The sequence below is a fragment of the Peribacillus sp. AS_2 genome (assembly GCF_026891895.1).
GTDB classification, from domain to species: Bacteria; Bacillota; Bacilli; order Bacillales; family DSM-1321; genus Peribacillus; species Peribacillus frigoritolerans.
Genome location: NZ_JAPTGA010000008.1, coordinates 1 through 18784, shown reverse-complemented (window position 1 = coordinate 18784; position 18784 = coordinate 1). Strand labels below are relative to the sequence as shown.

General features: G+C 42.5%; 18 protein-coding genes. 2 read left to right on the top strand and 16 right to left on the bottom strand.

Annotated features, from left to right (window positions below):
- Positions 1–154: 154 nt before the first annotated feature.
- The 3 genes from dat to OTG27_RS15445 form a co-directional block, all read right to left on the bottom strand.
- Positions 155–1009 (bottom strand): D-amino-acid transaminase, encoded by an 855-nt coding sequence (gene dat / locus OTG27_RS15455; RefSeq protein WP_063575466.1) that lies wholly within the window; start codon positions 1007–1009, stop codon positions 155–157.
- 21 nt (positions 1010–1030) lie between these two features.
- On the bottom strand, positions 1031–2443 hold the full coding sequence (pepV, locus tag OTG27_RS15450; protein WP_063575465.1) for a dipeptidase PepV: 1413 nt from the start codon (positions 2441–2443) through the stop codon (positions 1031–1033).
- A gap of 156 nt (positions 2444–2599) precedes the next feature.
- Positions 2600–3937 (bottom strand): MATE family efflux transporter, encoded by a 1338-nt coding sequence (locus OTG27_RS15445; RefSeq protein WP_063575464.1) that lies wholly within the window; start codon positions 3935–3937, stop codon positions 2600–2602.
- 443 nt (positions 3938–4380) lie between these two features.
- Between OTG27_RS15445 and OTG27_RS15440 the strand changes: the two genes are divergently transcribed.
- Positions 4381–5115: an SDR family NAD(P)-dependent oxidoreductase gene (locus tag OTG27_RS15440; protein ID WP_057276749.1), complete on the top strand. Its 735-nt coding sequence runs from the start codon at positions 4381–4383 to the stop codon at positions 5113–5115.
- A gap of 86 nt (positions 5116–5201) precedes the next feature.
- Here OTG27_RS15440 and OTG27_RS15435 read toward each other — a convergent pair whose 3' ends face one another.
- From OTG27_RS15435 to OTG27_RS15380, 13 genes are all read right to left on the bottom strand, one after another.
- Positions 5202–5687: a DedA family protein gene (locus OTG27_RS15435; protein WP_034309313.1), complete on the bottom strand. Its 486-nt coding sequence runs from the start codon at positions 5685–5687 to the stop codon at positions 5202–5204.
- A 247-nt stretch (positions 5688–5934) separates the two neighbouring features.
- Positions 5935–6516 (bottom strand): signal peptidase I, encoded by a 582-nt coding sequence (lepB, locus tag OTG27_RS15430; RefSeq protein WP_063577651.1) that lies wholly within the window; start codon positions 6514–6516, stop codon positions 5935–5937.
- A 161-nt stretch (positions 6517–6677) separates the two neighbouring features.
- Positions 6678–6935 (bottom strand): DnaJ family domain-containing protein, encoded by a 258-nt coding sequence (locus OTG27_RS26715; protein WP_374941264.1) that lies wholly within the window; start codon positions 6933–6935, stop codon positions 6678–6680.
- A gap of 592 nt (positions 6936–7527) precedes the next feature.
- Positions 7528–9408, bottom strand: coding sequence for an immunoglobulin-like domain-containing protein (locus tag OTG27_RS15425; protein WP_268937374.1), 1881 nt, complete (start codon positions 9406–9408; stop codon positions 7528–7530).
- 178 nt (positions 9409–9586) lie between these two features.
- Positions 9587–10000, bottom strand: a complete 414-nt coding sequence (locus OTG27_RS15420) for a DUF4064 domain-containing protein (RefSeq protein ID WP_268937373.1) — start codon at positions 9998–10000, stop codon at positions 9587–9589.
- A gap of 495 nt (positions 10001–10495) precedes the next feature.
- Complete coding sequence (gene cobA / locus OTG27_RS15415; RefSeq protein ID WP_268937372.1) at positions 10496–11941, bottom strand: uroporphyrinogen-III C-methyltransferase; 1446 nt, start codon at positions 11939–11941, stop codon at positions 10496–10498.
- Between the two features lie 13 nt (positions 11942–11954).
- Positions 11955–12770, bottom strand: coding sequence for a uroporphyrinogen-III synthase (locus tag OTG27_RS15410; RefSeq protein ID WP_268937371.1), 816 nt, complete (start codon positions 12768–12770; stop codon positions 11955–11957).
- Between the two features lie 420 nt (positions 12771–13190).
- Positions 13191–13472: a hypothetical protein gene (locus OTG27_RS15405; RefSeq protein WP_095679582.1), complete on the bottom strand. Its 282-nt coding sequence runs from the start codon at positions 13470–13472 to the stop codon at positions 13191–13193.
- Positions 13473–13602: 130 nt separating this feature from the next.
- Complete coding sequence (locus OTG27_RS15400) at positions 13603–14313, bottom strand: DsbA family oxidoreductase (protein ID WP_268937370.1); 711 nt, start codon at positions 14311–14313, stop codon at positions 13603–13605.
- A gap of 74 nt (positions 14314–14387) precedes the next feature.
- Positions 14388–14843 carry an RrF2 family transcriptional regulator gene (locus tag OTG27_RS15395; protein WP_095679584.1) on the bottom strand — a complete coding sequence of 152 codons (456 nt, stop codon included), beginning with the start codon at positions 14841–14843 and terminating at the stop codon, positions 14388–14390.
- Between the two features lie 192 nt (positions 14844–15035).
- Positions 15036–15788, bottom strand: coding sequence for a TIGR03943 family putative permease subunit (locus OTG27_RS15390; protein WP_230135578.1), 753 nt, complete (start codon positions 15786–15788; stop codon positions 15036–15038).
- Positions 15788–16798, bottom strand: coding sequence for a permease (locus tag OTG27_RS15385; RefSeq protein WP_268937369.1), 1011 nt, complete (start codon positions 16796–16798; stop codon positions 15788–15790). Before OTG27_RS15385 ends, OTG27_RS15390 begins: the two co-directional genes overlap by 1 nt.
- Positions 16799–16913: 115 nt before the next feature.
- A complete protein-coding gene (locus OTG27_RS15380) occupies positions 16914–17582 on the bottom strand; it encodes a YdeI/OmpD-associated family protein (protein ID WP_268937368.1) in 669 nt (222 codons plus the stop codon).
- Positions 17583–18215: 633 nt separating this feature from the next.
- On the opposite strand from OTG27_RS15380, the gene OTG27_RS15375 reads away from it, so the two are divergent.
- Positions 18216–18719 carry a DinB family protein gene (locus OTG27_RS15375; protein ID WP_057276759.1) on the top strand — a complete coding sequence of 168 codons (504 nt, stop codon included), beginning with the start codon at positions 18216–18218 and terminating at the stop codon, positions 18717–18719.
- Positions 18720–18784 lie beyond the last annotated feature (65 nt).

Sequence of the window (18784 nt, the reverse complement as noted above, 5' to 3'; positions counted from 1 at the left end):
TAGCAAGTATATTCCTGGTTCTTGAAAATGTCAAAACAAAAAGGGAGGATTGCATATCGATGTAATTAACGTGATCGGGGATTCGGGGAAGGCCATCTCGCTTCCGGCTAACAGATAAAAAACCCCTTTGCCATTAGTGGCAAAGGGGCGTGCTCTATTTAATGGAACCGCATTGCTTCTCGATTTCCTCGGAAAACAGTTTCTGCAGTCTTTGAGTTATCGGACCGGGTTCCCCGGCTGCAATCGATTGGCCATCGATATTTATAATTGGTGTCACTTCGACGCTAGTGCTTGTATAAAGAACTTCATCGGCTGCCATCATGTCCTCGACCGTAAAGGCTTCTTCGACATAGGGAATCCCATGATCAGCGCAAAGCTTCAGCATCACCTGACGGGTAATTCCATTCAGGATCAAGTTTGTGGCCGGATGCGTTTTAAGTTGCCCATCCACCACGATTGATACATTTGACGAACTACCCTCCGTCACCGTACCATCACGATGCTGGATCGCTTCATCACAGCCGGCTTCCACCGCTTGCTGTTTAGCCATTATATTTCCCAGTAGATTTAAACTCTTGATATTACAGCGCAGCCAGCGTATATCTTCGGTGGTAACAGCATTGACCCCTGGCTTCATTTTGCCTGTATAAGGCATTTCCTTTGTATAGGCGACAAAGACCGGTTCCACCTCTGCAGTTGGAAAAGAGTGTGTACGCGCAGATACTCCCCTTGTCAGCTGCATATAGACGATACCGTCCTTCAGTTGATTTTCAGCGATCAGCTCTTTCATGCGGGTTTTGATTTCCGCTATGGCAAAGGGAACTTTCATCTGAATCAACTTCGCACTGTCCATCAGCCGGTTCAGATGCATATCCTCCGTAAATAATTCGCCATTATAAACCCGGATGACTTCATAGACACCATCACCGAATTGATATCCCCTGTCTTCTATATCTACCTTTACTTCGGACCTGCTTTTAAGGTCGCCGTTAAAAATGATTTTTCCCATGTCTTTCTCCCTCTTTGCCTCTTATTTAGCCAATTCATGAATGGCACGTGCATAAATGGACGTAGCCTTAAGCATATCCTCAATATCAATATATTCATCTTTCTGATGCGCAATGTCTTCGCTGCCAGGGAAAAGCGGGCCAAATGCAACGCCTTCTTTCAATGAACGGGCATATGTGCCGCCGCCAATCGAAAGAAGCTCGGCTTTATCACCTGTCTCCGCTTCATACACTTCCTGCAACGTCTTGATCAAGAAGCTTTCACTGTCCACATAATGGGGAGTTGAATGCGAATTGGTCTTCACTTTCAAATTATATGCCGCAAGCCTTTCTTCCAGCGCCGCCTTTTGCTGTTCCCACTCAAACGTGACCGGATAACGCATGCTGAAACCGATCGAGCTGTCGCCTTGTTTAGAATAATTGAAAACGCCGGCATTGATCGTCAATTCTCCTGTTTGCTCATCCGAATAAGCCACACCTAAATTATTTCCGCGGGAATCTTCGAACAAACGATCCTTGATGAAAGTGAAATAGGCTTTCGCATGCGGATCAAGAGTGAGATCAGCTAAAAATACGGCTAAATGCAGACCTGCATTTTTTCCGTTGTTCGGTTCCATCGCGTGTGCCGAGACACCATTCATTTCAAGCAGCACTTGATTTTTTTGCGGAACGGCTTGGCCCCCCAATGAGTACTTTTGCAAATAATCCTGATAGTTTGCCGCCACTTCAGCAGGTTTGTCCGTTTCCACAATAGCCGTCGCAAAATCCGGTACCATATTCGTCCTTCGGCCTGAAGAAAACTCGATGACATTCACGTCTGAGTTCGTGCCATTTCCTGCATCGGCAGGATGGATAACCGAGAAATCCCAGATTCCTTTTTCCGCACTGATGATCGGGAAGTCAGCATCTGGTGCGAAGCCGATCGAAGGCATTTCCTCCACTTCAAAGTACCGGTCAACGCAGCGCCAGTTCGATTCTTCATCGGTTCCAATGATCATCCTCACACGTTTGTTCAAAGGTTCTCCTAGCTCCCGGACCAGCTTCATCGCATGATAGGCAGCCATCGTCGGCCCTTTATCATCGATTGCCCCACGGGCATATATGCGGCCATTACGGATTTCAGCGCCAAACGGATCCGAACTCCAGCCATCTCCCTCAGGTACCACGTCGACATGGCATAATATCCCGATTAACTCCTCGCCTTCCCCCATTTCGATATGCCCAGCGACATTATCGACATTTTTCACGGTAAAACCGTCTTTTTCACCTAATTGAAGCATGAAATCAAGCGCTTCCTTCACCCCTTTACCGAGTGGGGCCTCCTCTGTCGGATGTTCTTCATCAAGTACACTTTTTATTTTCAATAAGTTTTGTGTGTCCAGCAATAAGTCCATTTTTCGTTTTTCAACTTCTTCTCGCCAATTCAATTCACTCAAAATATGACAACTCCTCTTTTATATATATTTTTCATTTTATCACTTTTACTACCACATTCGCCAAGCCTTGCTACCTATTCTTCGTATTCCCGCATTATTGCTAACATCAAACTACCGATAAAATCCTTACAAAAATAAAAAAAACACCCTCTTTTATTAAAAAGAGGATGATTTCATTAGACTATCGTCATTCATTAACTCTGTTACTTTTCTGTTCAGTCTTGGGATATATAATGCTAAAAACAAAGAACGTCCTAAACTGAAAGCCAGGAATGCAAGCCATAAACCATGATTGCCATGATTGCTTACTGCTGCGAATTGGACTATTAAAAAAGCCATCAGTGCCAGAAGCATCGAGTTCCTTACTGGAACGGCTTCAGTCGCACCGGTAAACACTCCATAAAAAATGAGTCCGATAAAGGCACTGAATGGGAATAGGACTATCCAAAGTCCATATTCATGGGCCAATTCGATGACGCCCGGAATGTCCGTGAATAAGAGAATGACCTCATCGCTGAAAAGATAGTAAGATGCGGCAAGTATGAACGAGGCATACAAGCCCCACCGCGCCGAGAGTGATAGTGTTTTTTTATAAAGGTTTATATCTCTCGAACCAATCGCCTTCCCGACCAGAAGACTTGACGCGTTCGCGAAGCCATCAAAGCAATAGGCCATCAGATAATGGATTTGAATGAGTACGGCATTGGCCGCCAGGGTCTCTGTCCCGAAAGTCGCTCCCTTGGCCGTAAAAAGATTGAAAACCGTGATCAGGCAAATGGTCCTGATGAATAAATCCCTGTTGACCACCATCATTTTTTTCAGGGAAGCCCGATCGAACCCCTCCCGGATTGAAAAAGAATCCGGTACGTTAACCGCTTTCCGGATGACCCACAAGCCCAGTAAAAAAGCGGAAATCTCTGATATCAGTGTAGCGGCAGCAACCCCTGATACAGACCATGAAAAAACATTAACGAAAACAAGACATAAGATTATATTCATCACGTTCATGAAAACTTGAATGAACAAAGACGTTTTTATCCTCGATTTCCCCATTAACCAGCCTAAGATGACATAATTCAATAGAGCAAATGGCGCGCCCCATATCCTGATGCCGAAATAATCTGCTGCAAAGGCGGAAACATCCGATTCCGGACCGATTGCGCCTAACGATACATTCAAAATGGGCTTTTGGATCACGATAAAAAGCAGACCGATGATCGCTGCAATGAAAAAAGGCCGAATCAAGGCCATCAGGGTTTGCTTTTCATCCCTTGCCCCTTCCGCTTGTGCAGCGAAAGCAGATGTACTGACCCGAAGAAAACCAAAAAGCCAATACATCGTATTAAAAATTATGGTTCCGACAGCCACCCCGCCAATATAAGCGGGATCACTCAACTTTCCAACCACAGCCGTATCGACCGCACCGAGCAAGGGCGTACTCATCGTCGAAATCGTAAGCGGGATGGCTAAGGAAAGATATACTCTGTTATTCATAAAATGATGACCTCCTATGTACATAAAAGTTCTGAAAAGTTAGAATTGGAATGTCGTTATAAAAATTTGTATTCAAAGTACAAAAATATTGCAGTATTTAATTTTAATCACTAGAATTGTTCATATGGTGCTCCCCAACATGCATGAGATGCCACTACAAGATTACTTGTGGAACGTTTCAAATAGAACGGGTAAAACCCATTTTAAAGCTGGATCATTTACGTATCAAAATTTGAAGATTGAAAGATTGATATCGCTTTCAACCCGCAGGGGTTATAGGAAGTACATTTTTATCCAGCAAGAAAAAGGCATTTCCCAAGCCGGAAAATAAAATGCTTGACGGATTCTTGAAGGAGTTAAAGTATTGCTCGTTGATAATATACCTTTTGAACTATGCTTGAATATATATTCATCGTTATAACAACTAATTAGGAGTGATCATGATGGGAAGATTGACTGATAAAGTAGCCATTATCACTGGCGGAGCATCTGGTATGGGCAGGGAAATGGTAGACCTATTCACAAAAGAAGGAGCACAAGTCATTGCTGCCGATATCAATGAAAAAGCTGTAGCTGCCGTGAATGAACTCGATAACGTCCATGGTACTGTACTTGATGTATCTTCTGACGAAAGCTGGAAAAAGGTGACCGATGAAGTTATCGCTAAATTTGGCCAAATCGACATTTTGGTAAACAATGCCGGTATCTCAACGGAAAAAGGCATTAACGATACGACATTGGCCGATTGGCAGCTAATGTTAGGCATCAATGGATTTGGACCATTCCTTGGAATGAAACACGTTGTTCCTCACATGGCTAAAGAAGGTAAAGGCGCAGTTGTAAACATTTCTTCCTTTACAGCTCAAATCGGAATGGGCTTAAACTCTTATTCAGCTTCAAAAGGTGCCGTCCGTGCTATTTCCAAGGCTGCTGCAACGCAATATGGCCGCATGGGCGTCCGTGTCAATGCCGTATTCCCTGGTATCATCGAAACACCGATGACTCAAAAATTAGAAGAATCAAAAGAGTTAGTGAACCAAATGATCAAGGCCACTCCATTACAACGTTTGGGTCAGCCGGCGGATATTGCAAATGCCGTGCTTTATCTAGCTTCCGATGAAGCTTCATACGTAACTGGTGCCGAGCTTGTCATCGACGGCGGATACTCCGCTCAATAATTAAAGCAGAAATGGAAAATCCCGTTTCTAATACTCAGAAACGGGATTTTCTGATTCAATAAAGAAATTTTGTAAGTTGTAATGAGTTAAGTTAACACACCGATGAAATAGCCAAAAGTCGTAAATACCAAACACCAGCTGAATGCCCCTGCTCCTGCAAAGATAAAATACTTTCGTTTCCCCATTCCATTCATACCGGAAATGTAACTGGCGAAGTGACGGACTCCTGGAATGAAATAGGCGATGATAATCGTCCATGGACCGTATTTATTGAACCATTTCTCCAATTTTTCCAACCTCGCGGGGGTCATTTTGATCCACTTACCATGCTTCCTCAAAAAAGGCTTCCCCACCTTTTTTCCGATGAAATAACTGACAAGCATCCCGGATATCGAGCCAAGGAAACTGACAAGGAAAGCTCCCTGGACATTCAAAACGGAAATGGATGACAAATAGCCGACAAAAGTCATCATGAACTCATCAGGTACCGGCAAGCCAATAATCCCAATCGCCAACAATCCATATATCGCAAAATAACCATAGTTTGATATTAAATCTTTTACTATATCCATCTAAAGTACTCCATCTCAGCACCCTTTATTAAAGTAATCCATTTTCTTATGCGGGCCTGGGTAACGTGATTACTTCTTTTTAATAGGATAACCTAATTTAACCCAGATGAGTTGATTTTCAAAAAAAAAATAGAAAAAAAAGAAGAATGAACACGTTTTTTGTTGAAATACCTGTATGGCAGTTTCCCCATTAATGATGAAAATCGGCAACAATAAAAGCGGACTCGATACCCGAGTCCGCTTCTTCTTATTTCACAATCTTTATTTCATTGATCGGCCAATACACTAGATTCGCCTTGCCCACGATTTCATCGACGGAAATCGTGCCAATTTCACGGCTATCCAAACTATTTTGGCGATTGTCCCCCATAAGGAACAACTGGCCTTCCGGCACTGTCATGCTGCCTGTAATATCTTCGAGCTTGAAGGATTCAGTCAGCGGCACTCCTGATGGCATCTGATTCTTATATTTGTCCAAGTATGGTTCTTCATAAGCTTTCCCATTAATATAAAGCGTATCGTCTTTATATTCAATATGGTCACCTGGCAGACCGATAACCCTTTTTATATAATCTTTATCTACCGTTGCATGAAAAACGACAATATCAAACCGGTCTATATTATCGATATTCGTTCCAAACTTGGTAAGAACAATTCTTTCGTGGTCTTGCAGAGTCGGCATCATTGACTCACCGTCCACGACAATCGGTGCAAAAATATACGTTCGAATTAAAAAAGCTAGAATGACTGCAATCAATATCGCTTTTATCCATGAAAAAACTTCTTTTCTTTTTTCCAATCGAAGTCCCTCTCTCTGTTTTTTATTCATGCCATTATAACATAATCCTTTCATGATCACGTCATACAAATACCCACATTTTACACATTGTCATTTACTTCCATTTTTCACGCTGAATTTCCATGCTTTCCAACTCTATTTCCCTGCGCTGCATTTTATTTGGACAAATCGCATTATATGTACGGACTTTCTCATTTTTCACCCATTCGTTTCATTAATTCGGATTCAGTTCCATTCATTTTTTTCAATCGAACCAATTCGGCTAGCTTTTCGCGAATTTCTTTTTGCCATTTTATCCAAAGCGGAAGGAAGCCGGCATCCTTGGCCTTCGTCAAGAAGTTGTCATATATATTTCCTGACAGTGCAGACTCCGGAAGCGGTTTACCAAAGCCAGGATTATTCTTCAGTCCGCCTTCTCTTTCATATTCCTTGAAATCTGATCCATCCAGTTCACATGCCCATGTTCTTTGCCCATAAACAATCCCCCTTCAGATCACTAATAATTACATGTTTTTACAATTATAACATTTTTATCAATATCCACTCCACCCTTGGGGGACACTTTCTACTATTATATATGCCTATCTTTCAGCCAAACACATTCAGTCATCAAAAAATAATGAAAGTGAAGTCCATGGAAGCCTCCATTTTACGAACAAATGATTCGCCGGCACGAGTTGATCTAAAGTAATCATTTCAAGTTGTTATCGCTGATTAGAATGATGTTTCGAAAACATCCTCATCACCTCAAGTTTTAATAGTTCTATATTAAAACAAAAAAGACTGTAGGCAAAAGGAGTCCTATCTGAAATATTAAACATAGTTGATTGGAGCGGGTGTGCGAGACTCCTGCGGGAATAGCGAGTCTAAGGGAGACCCCACAGGCGCAAGTGCGCCGAGGAGGCTCCCGGACCGCCCGCGGAAAGCGAGTGCCTACGTTCCAATCAACGTCCAAATTTGTACAAGCCAAAAAAAAATGTAGACAAACTCGATTTTCATCGAGTTTAGGATTCCCCTATTCAGGGAATCCTTTTTGGCCTTCTATTTAACGGTGATTTTCCTTTTTACTTCCGCCTTGTTCTTCGATTTATCCGTAACTGTGTAAGTCAATGTATAGGTGCCTTTTTTCTTCGTATTCACAGTCCCTGTTATTTTGATCTTACTTGTTAAGCTTCCATCAAGATTATCTTTTGCGGATACACCTGATTTAGGATTGAATGTCGAGTTATAGGCAATGGTTTTGCTCTTGGCACCGGAAATGACCGGCTTTGTGCTGTCTACCGTGATCTTTCTTGTGACTGTCGCAGTATTTTTCGATGAATCAGTGATTGTATACTTTAATGTATACGTACCTTTTTTCTTTGTATTCACCGTACCTGTCACCTTTATTTTACTCGTCATGTTGCCATCCAGGTTATCTTTCGCAGATACGCCCGATTCAGGGCTGAAAGTCGAATAATAGCCAACGGTTTTACTATTGGCTCCCGAGATGACTGGCTTGGTGCCATCTATCGTGATCTTTCTTGTGACCGTCGCCGCATTTTTCGATGAATCTGTGACCGTATACTTCAATGTATAGGTCCCCTTTTTCTTCGTATTGACTGTACCCGTCACTTTGATTTTACTAGTCAAATTTCCATCGGCATTATCCTTCGCACTCACGTTTGTTTTTGGATTGAATGAAGAATTAAGTTTGATGGTTTTGTTCCCGGCACCTGAAATCACAGGCTTGACTTGATCATAAACGGTTATTTTCCTTGTGACCTTGGAAACATTCCCAGCTTTGTCACCTACCGTATAAGTCAAATTATAGGTGCCCACTTTCTTGGTATCGACCTTGCCTTCAACTCGGATGACTTTCGTTAAGTCACCATCTTTATCATCCTTCGCCTTTACGCCGGTTTTAGGATTGAAAGTTGAGTTGAATGGAATTGATTTACCGGCAGTCCCCGAAATCACAGGCTTATTCGTATCCTTGACAATCGATGGCCGATTGGAGATGTAAGCTGATGAAACATACCCCTTAATACTCTTGTCTGCCGTTTGTACGGGGTAAAAGACAAATTTATTTCCCTTAGATTCGTGATAGTCAAAATTCCCTGTGATGATCAAGCTTGTATTTGGTGGAACAGATACTGCACCTGCCGTAGTGCTTATTTCTTTCCTGATATTCGCGCTTGATGTCGTCACCACTTTGTCTCCAGCCTTGAACCAATAAACAGAGTCATGTGTTTGCTCTGTCAGTGTGTATACAAGATTTGTAAAGATGATATTTTCCGTGCTGTCCCGATCATATTGAAAGTCAGAAGTTTTGAATGGATATTTTGCCAGTTTTGTATTATTCAAATAACTTTGGTTTTCTATCTCAGCAAAAACTTCCTCTTGGTAGGCATTCGTATTTCTTTGCCCGTTTTCCTGGTAAAGAGGACTGTTAACTGGTTTTGTCCCATTGTATGCCATGACAGGGAAATACCAGTTTTCGATGACCCTTCGTCCTGCATCTTTGATCTTGGGCAAATCCCTTCTTAAATACATGCCACTCAGGACCTCGACACCTGCCCCGATATTGTAGACTATATCATTTTCCAGCTTTTTCTGGTCATACCCACTTTTATTGGTAAGCTGCATTAGACCGATACCGCCATCGCCGGATATAATCGGTTTACCGCCCTCATTAAATTGCCTCCAATCCCCGTTTTCCTGTGTAGCCACCGCTTTTACCACTTCAGGGGGGATTTCAGCCTCTATTGCCGCATTCGTCATTAAGCAGTTAATCTGCTTATGGGAAGGATTTTCATTGGGTTGAATCTCACCGAATGATGAACACGCATTGGTTATACCAGACTCCGCAAAAGCCTGTCCATTGAACAAACCAAGCGTTAAACAGGTCAGTGCCCCAACCTTCAATAATGGTATTTTCATTGATCGAACTCCAGTCTATTTATATTTAAATCTATAATAATAGTAACATGATAGACTGGTGATTGCAGGTATAATAAGGTATTTCCCCCTTAAATATCCTTACAGTATAAAAGGAGCTTACCCGCATTATCGGGAAAGCTCCTTGTTTTCAAATCTCAAAACTATGTATGATGCCGGATCATTCGATCACTTCCACCGTTTCCCTTGGCTTCCTTACAAGGCACATGATACCCGGTATGATGAAGAAGATAAGCGGCCAAACATGAAAAATCGTCAGAATGCCCGTAATGATCAATAAGATTCCGGCTCCCTTCGCCTTGCCGCCCTTTAATAGAAAGATAGCGATCAAACCGCCTGCCAAGGCAATGAACAGAGATATGATCCCAGCCCATAATAAGCCCATGAAAAATTTGACTGACATATCTATCTCAGATGAGGAAAACTCCTGAGAATCTGTCATTAATGAGTAGTCCATCATTTCTTTCAAATCGATACTGTTGAGATAGACGGCCGCTATGATCGTCACGATTAAAAAAATCGCGGCGATACTCACGCCTATGATACTTAATGCGTATTCCCATGTCCGTTTCATTTACTTCGCCTCCCTGAAAAAGTCACGTATATATAATACCCAATCTGTGAAGGAATAAAAGACTTTTATTCCTTACTCCTCAAAATTGAGTGTAAATGTGGTGAATTCGTCCAAATCCTTTAACGCCCCCCTGCCTTGCCTTCATTCTCCTTCTTTTTCAATCGTTCATGTAATTCATCTCTTTTATTATCCTGGTTATTCATTTTTGTCATATGTTTTATAAAGAACGGACCGCCTTCACAACCATAACGAATAATAGAACAAGTAGGGCAAGGTAGAATAATTGCCATAAAACATCGCCATTATTAAACATGAAGTCACCTTCTGTCTTTGAATGAACCGGCCAATAAAAGCAGTAAGTGAGGGCTTTTCGTACTCCGTGATGTTCCGTAATTAAATGATAACACGATTGGCCCTAACACTGAACGCCAACAATATTAATAGAAGGCGAATAACGAAGCCCCCAAAGGAAATAGACTCTGTTTTTATCAGAGCCTAAAAAACATTCCTATTCACGATCAAATCCACCAATTGTTCGACAGACGGTTCTTTCGGCATCATATCAGATGTAAATCCATAGTCTTGAAGTCTATTGCCGGTACTTTCCCCGATCACCCCGATGGTGGCTTGTTTTAGCAGCGCTTTAACATCCACGTTTGCCTTGTCCCCATATTGCATCAGCATATCGACTGAATGCCGGTTTGAAAATAATACCGTTCCTACAGCTTTCCCATCAAGCATTCTCGGAAAGATTTCAAGGAATCTTTCATCGACAAATTTAGCGATTGATTGAATATAGTCTCCGTCCCCATGTGCCGGATCTCTAAGATCCCTTTTTCGATCTCCAACAACTAACAGTGTTCCGGCTTCCGGCATCCCGGATTTGAGCTCGGCCGTCAGACCCCGTTGCTGCAAAGCCTTTTTCGATTTCCTTGATAACACATATAGTTTAGAAGAAATCCGGCGAAAATCAATAGCTTGTTCAGTGAGTGAATCCAAGAATCCATGGACACTTTCAGGCGAAGTGAAGAGAATTCGATCATATGAAAGAAAAGTGAGCAACTGACTTTCTTCTATTTTCACTTTTTCCGCATTCCATTTAGGAAACTCGATGACTTCGCCGCCAAGTTCATACAGGGCTTCCGCCAAGGCACTCTTTGCCGTCCCAGTCCGGGCCACTAAAAACCGTTGTCCATAAAGCGGCTTCCTTTCGAACCATTGCAGTTTTCCCCTTAGTGAAATGATATCCCCGACCAAGGTGATTGCAGGATTGCCAAGCGACCTTTCACTTACCCGTTCGACGATATCATCCAAGGTCCCCTCGACACTTTCCTGTCTTCCATAAGTGCCCCATTGAATGACGAGTGCCGGTGTATTCCCCGGCTTTCCATGATTGATCAAATTTTTGCGGATAGACGGAAGGTTGGCCACACCCATATAAAAGGCAACCGTATCTATACTCACAAGCCCATTCCAATCTATATCCTTCTTCGTTTGGTCATGGCCCGTCACCATCGCAAAGGAACGTCCGTAATCCCGATGTGTGACGGGAACTCCTGCGTACATGGATGCAGCAATGCTGGACGTAACCCCCGGAATGACTTCGAATGGGATACCCTCATCTTTCAACGATTCCGCTTCCTCCCCAACTCTTCCAAAAACAGCAGGATCACCGCCTTTCAAACGGACGACCCGATGCCCTTCCAGTGCTTTGGAAACAAGCAGCTCATTGATTTCCCCTTGGCTGATGCCAGTAGTATAAGGTGTCTTGCCACAATATATCAATTCACAATCGAAGGCGGCAGCCTCCAACAGCTTGGGATTTAGCAATCTATCATATAAAATGACATCCGCTTTTTCAATCGCTTTTTGGCCTTTTACGGTAATCAGGCCTTCATCACCCGGACCTGCACCAACAAAATAAACCTTGCCCTTGGTCATGCCGCACTCACCCCTATCTGCTTGCCATTCCCTGATAATATTTCACCAGCTCCACCATTGCACTGCCCATCCGTTGATCTTCAGGATATATGACCCGCTCAATCCCTTCATCGATCACCACCTGCGCCGTTACCTTTCCGACCGCAAGAGCAATTACATCTGATGCAAACAGGCCGACTATCTTATCCTCCACGCCTTGTTCACGGACAAATCTCATTAAATTTCGCGGCTGGGGTGCACTCGTGAACACAACCGAATCGATTTTGCCTTCAAGGATTTCTTGGATCAGCTGCTGCATCGTTTCTTTTTCAGGCGCTATATGTTCATATGGCAGGATTTCTTTATGTTCCACTTTTTGTTCATCCAGCCAATTCATCAAAAGAGGTGCCGGATCGCCGTGAAGCTGCAAAGCGACCTTTACACCTCCAGGCAGATGGCCTTTCAGATTGCGAACAAGCCCTGCCGTACTGCCATCATCATCACGGATTAATGGCTGCAGGCCAAGCTTTTTCAGCATATTAACCGTTTTATAGCCCCTAGCTGCAATTTTCATAGACTGCAAAGAATCTATGAAACGATCTCCCGCTTCCATCTTCACTGCCGTTTTATATAATAATTCCGTCCCCACTCCCGTCGTGAGAATGATCCAATCGAACTCCCCTGCCATCAACCGGGTGACATCCTCTTCCAAATGGGAATCATCAAGGAAAACCGTCCCCTGTGCCGGGCGAACAAGCGGGACTCCCCCAAGATTTTGAACGATTTTACTAAGTTCTTCCGTCTTCCGCGCCCCCAATAAAGCAACGGTCCTGCCATTAAGCTTACTCATCCATGCCCCTCCTATATGTACATTCAATTAAATCCATCTCACCCATTATACAAATTTTCAGTCTATGAAACTATAAAAAACGAATTCCATATCAAAAACAACGCTTTTTCTTTCTTTCATCTTATATAAATTCAGTGGAAAGATGGATTAGCTGCATTTTGCTTTTCATAAGTCCCGCCCTCATGAGCTTGGAGCAAATACTCGTGAGTTTTGGGCTTTTACTCGTAAGTTTAGAGCAAATACTCGTGAGTTTTGGGCTTTTACTCGTAAGTTTGGAGCAAATACTCGTAAGTTTTGGGTTTTTACTCGTGAGTTTCCAAAAAAGCAAAACATGGCCTGCTTCAAATTCCTCATCTTATCTTTTCAGTCAATATAAAAAAGCTACCTTCAGGACAGCAATTTTCACGATTTAACCTTTTGTTAATTCTTATTTATCGCCCTTTGGGCAATATGCTCCAGTTCTTTTTTTACAAAAACATCATATTGAGTGGTTTCATGGCGATTCTGAAAGTTTTCAGTGCCTAAGTTCATAGGCGTTTTCGTTTTGAAGGGTATCCCTTCCCTTTCCAATTTCGCAACCGCCTTATAATAATTTTCATTCCCGAATGCTGTATAAATACATGTCCAATATTTATAGGAAATTAGTTTGACAATTACTATACACGCAATCACGAGGACTAGTATTCCAATCATTATATACATCTTTTAACTCCCTTTCATTTCGGACTTTTTTTGGAAAAGCCATCCTGTACACTATATTCTTTGCCATACCTGACATTTCCTTTTCAAGTAAAAAAAGGAGACCCCAGTTTGGGGTCTCCTTCTTCATCTTCTATTTTTCCTTTACGTTACAAGAACCGTCCGTACAAGCGTCGCCTGTTGCTGGATCATTCACGATCGTAAGCGGATTTTCCTCAGCCCATACTTTTTTTAGCGTATCGAGGAATGCTTCCGTTGGCTGGGCGCCGGAGATTCCATATTTGCGATTAATGACGAAGAATGGGACGCCTGTAATGCCAAGCAGGCTTCCTTCTTGCTCATTTCCCCTAACCTCTGCCGTGAATGCCGTTCCTGCCAGCATGGACTCCGTCTCGGACTTTTCAATGCCAACCTCTTCTGCCAAACTTGCCAATGTAGCGTGATCGCCAATATGTTTGCCTTCCGTAAAGTAAGCTTTAAATAGGCGTTCATTCATTTCTTTCTCTTTACCTTTTGATTCAGCAAAGTGCATCAAGCGGTGGGCATCGAACGAATTCGTTAAGACGACTTTGCCCAAGTGATAATCGAGTCCCAATTCTTTAGCCTGTTGAGTCAGGTTTTGGCTGTTCGCTTCCACCTGCGCTTGAGACATGCCGTATTTCTTGGCCAGCATTTCATTTTGAGTCATATTGATATCCCGCTCAGCCTCTGGGTTCAACTCAAAACTGCGAAATGAGACCTCTACCTGATCTTTATTTTCAAACTGCTTTAACGCCTCTTCGAACCGACGCTTACCTATATAACAGAACGGACATTGATAATCCGACCAAATTTCCACCTTCATGTAAATACCTCCTCGTTTTAAATGCAATCGCATTAAGCACATTATATAATCCTGGGTATCCTCTTGCAAGGATATTAGCCCAGACACTCATTTTCAAAATTGGTGAAGTCGACTTTTTTCATGAATTCTTCCAATGTATAGCCCTTTAGCAGGCGCAATGTTTCCTTTTCGGCTTCGTTCATGATTTCCTCCAAAGCCGTATCCAGCTGCTTCCCGACTTCACCGCATTCGCTCGTTTCCATACAAACAAGACATTCCGGCCGTACCGCTTGATACACATCCGCCAAAGTAAGCTGAGAGGCAGGCACCTTCAGACTATAACCGCCTTCCCTTCCTTCCTTTGTTTCGACGATCCCCTCAGCTGCAAGCTGTGCCATCACCTTTCTTAAAAAAGTGGCGTGTGATTTCACCTTTAAGGCGATTGCCGAACTTGTCAGGAGCTTTTCGCTTTGTGCGAGCCAAACCAAAGAGTGAATGGCAATGGCAAAGCGCGGCGGACCAATTTGATTGTTTCGATTACTTGAAGACAAGATTATCCCCCCTTACACTCTTATCCATGGTAAGGCCATTATACTATGTTACGTGCTCCCGAACAAATGGCGCCATTTCTCGATTTTCCGCCCGCAGCGCACGATTTTCCAGCCGTTTCCGGGTTCGGCAAAATAATATATCCTCTCGGCACCAAAACCCGGCAAAACATCCTTTTGCCGGGTTTTTCAATACTACTGAATGATTTGTACATTTTCATATAAATAAGCTTCTTCCGGTGCCTTTATTTTCTTCGATTCTTTTAAATCGATCACCGGTACGGGTTCCCCTTTATAGCTTCCTTTTTTTAATGTCCCTGTAATCGTATACCAATCATTCGTCTTCATTCCTTCCACATTCCCGTTGACCATATATCCATATAACGTCGCATCGACCACACAGCAGGACATGGAGAGGCGGGATATGGCCATTTGTTTTTTCGTGAATGTATCCTCACGGTATATGAACCCCGAAATCTCTATCTCCTTCCCTTTGATCGTATCGAGGTTGTTCAGCAAATCATCCAGCACTTCAAAATAATTATCATCGGTTACGGAGATTTTCTCCCCATTCGCATGTTTCCCGGAATCATATGAACTTACCATCTGTGCCTGCTGCTTTGCCATCCCCCTTTTCGCCAGCGCTTCCCCGCTTAAAGTAAAATCGGTCAGGATGAAGCCCAGAAGAATCGGAAGGAAGAACAAACCATATTTCAGGACTGAAGACTCCCCATTCAATCCGCAATCACAATGTTGTTCACTTTGTTTTTGTTTTTTCATTCGGAGAAGGCTGATCACTAAAAAAGCGAAAAGTGCCGCCAATGCATATGGAACCATTTTGGGTGCGATCAATTTCGTTAAATATCCTGAAACATACAATTTAAAGATCATGAGACCCAATCCCAGCAGCAGCAATCCTTCAAGTCTTTGGATAAAAAAACGTTTCATCAGAAGCCCCCCTTATTGATCAATCCTCCTGCAATCAGGCAGAGGCTGAAGACGACTGCGAAAATAAGCAGGACATACGTGACGACGAAGCTCCGTTTAAAACAAGACATCATGATCAAAACATTTTTCAGATCCAGCATGGGGCCAAATACAAGGAATCCCAGTATGGAGCCTGGCAGAAAACTATGGGAAAAGGAGGCCGCAACGAAGGCATCAGCTGATGAACAGAGTGAAAGCACAAACGCAATTCCCATCATCAACGCCGTGCCTTTTATTGGCGCCTGACCAATATCGGCCATTACGGACCGATCCATGAACACCTGAAATACACTGGCAAACAAGGCTCCGATGATAAAGTATCGGCCGACCATAAAAAACTCCTGCGAAGTATGATCAATGAAGCTTGTCCATTTACTGGACTGACTATCATGTACATGCCCTTGCACCAGTTCCAGCTTGTCCTCTTTCACCACATCTTTAGTGCTGAATATATGAATGAATAAACCTGCGATTATGGCCGTCAGGACACAGAGGATGATTCTTCCATATAAAATGGACGGATTATTTTGGAACGCATAATATGTTGAGCCGAACACGATGACATTCAATATCGGGGCTGTTACGAGCAAGACCACACCTGCATGGACCGGGACACCCTTTTGAATCAATCTCCGGACGACCGGGATGATTGCACATTCGCAAACCGGAATGATCAGCGCCGCCGCAATCGCAGCAAAAATGGCCGTCAGGGGTCTTTTGGGTATCATCCGCTGAATGATTTCTTCACTGATGAACAACTGGATGAATGATGAAGCAATGGCCCCCAGGAACAGGAAAGGAATCGATTCTAAAAACAATCCCAAAAACACGACGAGCACTGAGTGAAGCATCGGGTAGTCCGAGAAATCAATTGCTTTGGGAACGAACACATCGCCTAGAAAAAAGAATGCCAGCAGCAAAAACAGCAGAATCAATAACAGCAAATTTCCCGCGTAGCGTTTCAAAAGCATATTTAACCACCTCGCAAATCATAATTATTACGATTTAAGTTTGGATTCGGTCTAGTATATGCTTTTGATAGAGTGAAAAGAACAAGAAAAAAGAGAATGGAAGACTTCACCACCCTCATTTATTCCTTCGATATAGATCCCTGCTCTTATAACCTTCTCCTAAAATCGTTTTCATTTCCTGGCGCCGTTTCACTTGTGTCGCCTCTTGTTTTGCACTATACACATATCGGGCCCAATCCTTGCGATACCCTGGCGTAAGTGATTGATAGAACGCAAGCAAATCAGGGGAATCCTGCAAATCTTTCTCAATTTCAGAAATCATGCCGATATAATCATCTACCGATTGGCTTGCTTTGGCAGAGGGACGGTTTCTATTTTTTGAGTCTTCTTTAAGTCCGACTACCGTAAAGACATCATCCAACCCAACCATACGCGCAAACTTCAGGTCACTCGAGCCAACATACCCTTCATCATCCGCACCAAGGCCCTGCATAAGATCATCACGATGAATATATGTAGCATATTCTTTATTCCCCTTCTTGGGGTACGCCAAAAAAATATAGCCGTTTTTACTTAAATGATTTTTATCGATCACCTTATCCACGATTCTCTTTAAAGAATCCATATCCAATACAAAGGCAAATATAAGATCATAGGCACTTTCATTAAGCTTTGTATCGTAATCCGGCAGCTCTGCTAAATAATCCGCCCCGACTGGCTGATTCAGGACTGCCACCCGTTCATATTTATGTAAATTCAGTTTTTCAACTATTGTTTTAGCCATTGCATTCACCATCCAATCCTGGTTGATTTTTTCTACCTTCAGTTTATAAGCTTCCCATTGCGTTAGCAACTTTTCTCTAGATAGTATAAAAATCCAAAATTTGATGTGGAAACCTTCCGTATCTTTTCATATAATCATTTCTAGGAAAATATTAACTGTGCTATAATTCAGATATAATAATTTCCAATGTCCAGCATCTATAGATTCTTTTCCCTTTGAATGCCAGCTTCATTTTTCGGTTCATTAGCGGAGGCCCTAGGCGCAATATTCTAAGTAGGCATAAACTCAACTTTTTTGCATAGGCATGATAGGGTATCAAAGCTCCAGAAAAAATGCAGTCCCTGGAAATATAGACTTGACTCCAGATTTGCATTTCTACCCAAAATTATGAATACCAGTGAAACATGTCTTTTCGTTGTACTATAAGAGATATCTTTTAACACTCTTCATTAAATAGAAACCATGCTTCAAAACATAGTGCCGCACTCCTTCAATCATCATGAATCCACTTTAAATCAGGTGTTTTTCCCGTAGTTTTTATGCATTCTTTATGCAATCAGATATCCCTTTTTTTCCTATTTCAAAAAATTCAGTGATGCTTTCATATGTGAGTGTCACAAAAGGGGAGTTCTCATGAATTATATCGAGTATGATTTGCTATTTGAATCAAGAAAACAGTTAATTGAGGAAATTACGGAGTTGGATGAAAAAACGCTCCACCATAAGCCTGTGCCTGAAGTATGGAACATCGCCCAAATTTGCCATCATTTATATCTTACGGAACAGGTTTTTACAGAAGTTATAGCAAATGGCATTCGGGAAAGGGATTTTAATAATATCATTCAAAAAAACATTTACTTCGTTACTGATAGAACAAGGAAATTCTCATCCCCTGAGGCCATTTCACCCTCTTCAGCCCCATTTCAATTATCGAGCCTCATGGATTTGCTGGCAGAATCAAGGGATCGATTATTACAGGTTCTTTATGATATGGATTCAGATATCCTGTTAAATAGAAAGAAAGCCAAACATCCCCTGTTCGGGGACCTCTCATTGGATCAATGGATTGAGTTATTATCCTTACATGAACAAAGGCATATCAAACAGATTCAAGAAATAAAGACCGCCCTTATATAAGCCTTTCATGACAAATTAAATAATCAGCCGGAGACTTTTCAAACAAAGAGACCACGTCATTTGAA

Coding starts and splice junctions, on each gene's coding strand:
- dat (WP_063575466.1), bottom strand. CDS start 1,009: ATGGGAAAAATCATTTTTAACGGCGACCTTAAAAGCAGGTCCGAAGTA.
- OTG27_RS15445 (WP_063575464.1), bottom strand. CDS start 3,937: ATGAATAACAGAGTATATCTTTCCTTAGCCATCCCGCTTACGATTTCG.
- OTG27_RS15440 (WP_057276749.1), top strand. CDS start 4,381: ATGGGAAGATTGACTGATAAAGTAGCCATTATCACTGGCGGAGCATCT.
- OTG27_RS15435 (WP_034309313.1), bottom strand. CDS start 5,687: ATGGATATAGTAAAAGATTTAATATCAAACTATGGTTATTTTGCGATA.
- lepB (WP_063577651.1), bottom strand. CDS start 6,516: ATGAATAAAAAACAGAGAGAGGGACTTCGATTGGAAAAAAGAAAAGAA.
- OTG27_RS15425 (WP_268937374.1), bottom strand. CDS start 9,408: ATGAAAATACCATTATTGAAGGTTGGGGCACTGACCTGTTTAACGCTT.
- OTG27_RS15420 (WP_268937373.1), bottom strand. CDS start 10,000: ATGAAACGGACATGGGAATACGCATTAAGTATCATAGGCGTGAGTATC.
- cobA (WP_268937372.1), bottom strand. CDS start 11,941: ATGACCAAGGGCAAGGTTTATTTTGTTGGTGCAGGTCCGGGTGATGAA.
- OTG27_RS15410 (WP_268937371.1), bottom strand. CDS start 12,770: ATGAGTAAGCTTAATGGCAGGACCGTTGCTTTATTGGGGGCGCGGAAG.
- OTG27_RS15405 (WP_095679582.1), bottom strand. CDS start 13,472: ATGTATATAATGATTGGAATACTAGTCCTCGTGATTGCGTGTATAGTA.
- OTG27_RS15400 (WP_268937370.1), bottom strand. CDS start 14,313: ATGAAGGTGGAAATTTGGTCGGATTATCAATGTCCGTTCTGTTATATA.
- OTG27_RS15390 (WP_230135578.1), bottom strand. CDS start 15,788: ATGAAACGTTTTTTTATCCAAAGACTTGAAGGATTGCTGCTGCTGGGA.
- OTG27_RS15385 (WP_268937369.1), bottom strand. CDS start 16,798: ATGCTTTTGAAACGCTACGCGGGAAATTTGCTGTTATTGATTCTGCTG.
- OTG27_RS15380 (WP_268937368.1), bottom strand. CDS start 17,582: ATGGCTAAAACAATAGTTGAAAAACTGAATTTACATAAATATGAACGG.
- OTG27_RS15375 (WP_057276759.1), top strand. CDS start 18,216: ATGAATTATATCGAGTATGATTTGCTATTTGAATCAAGAAAACAGTTA.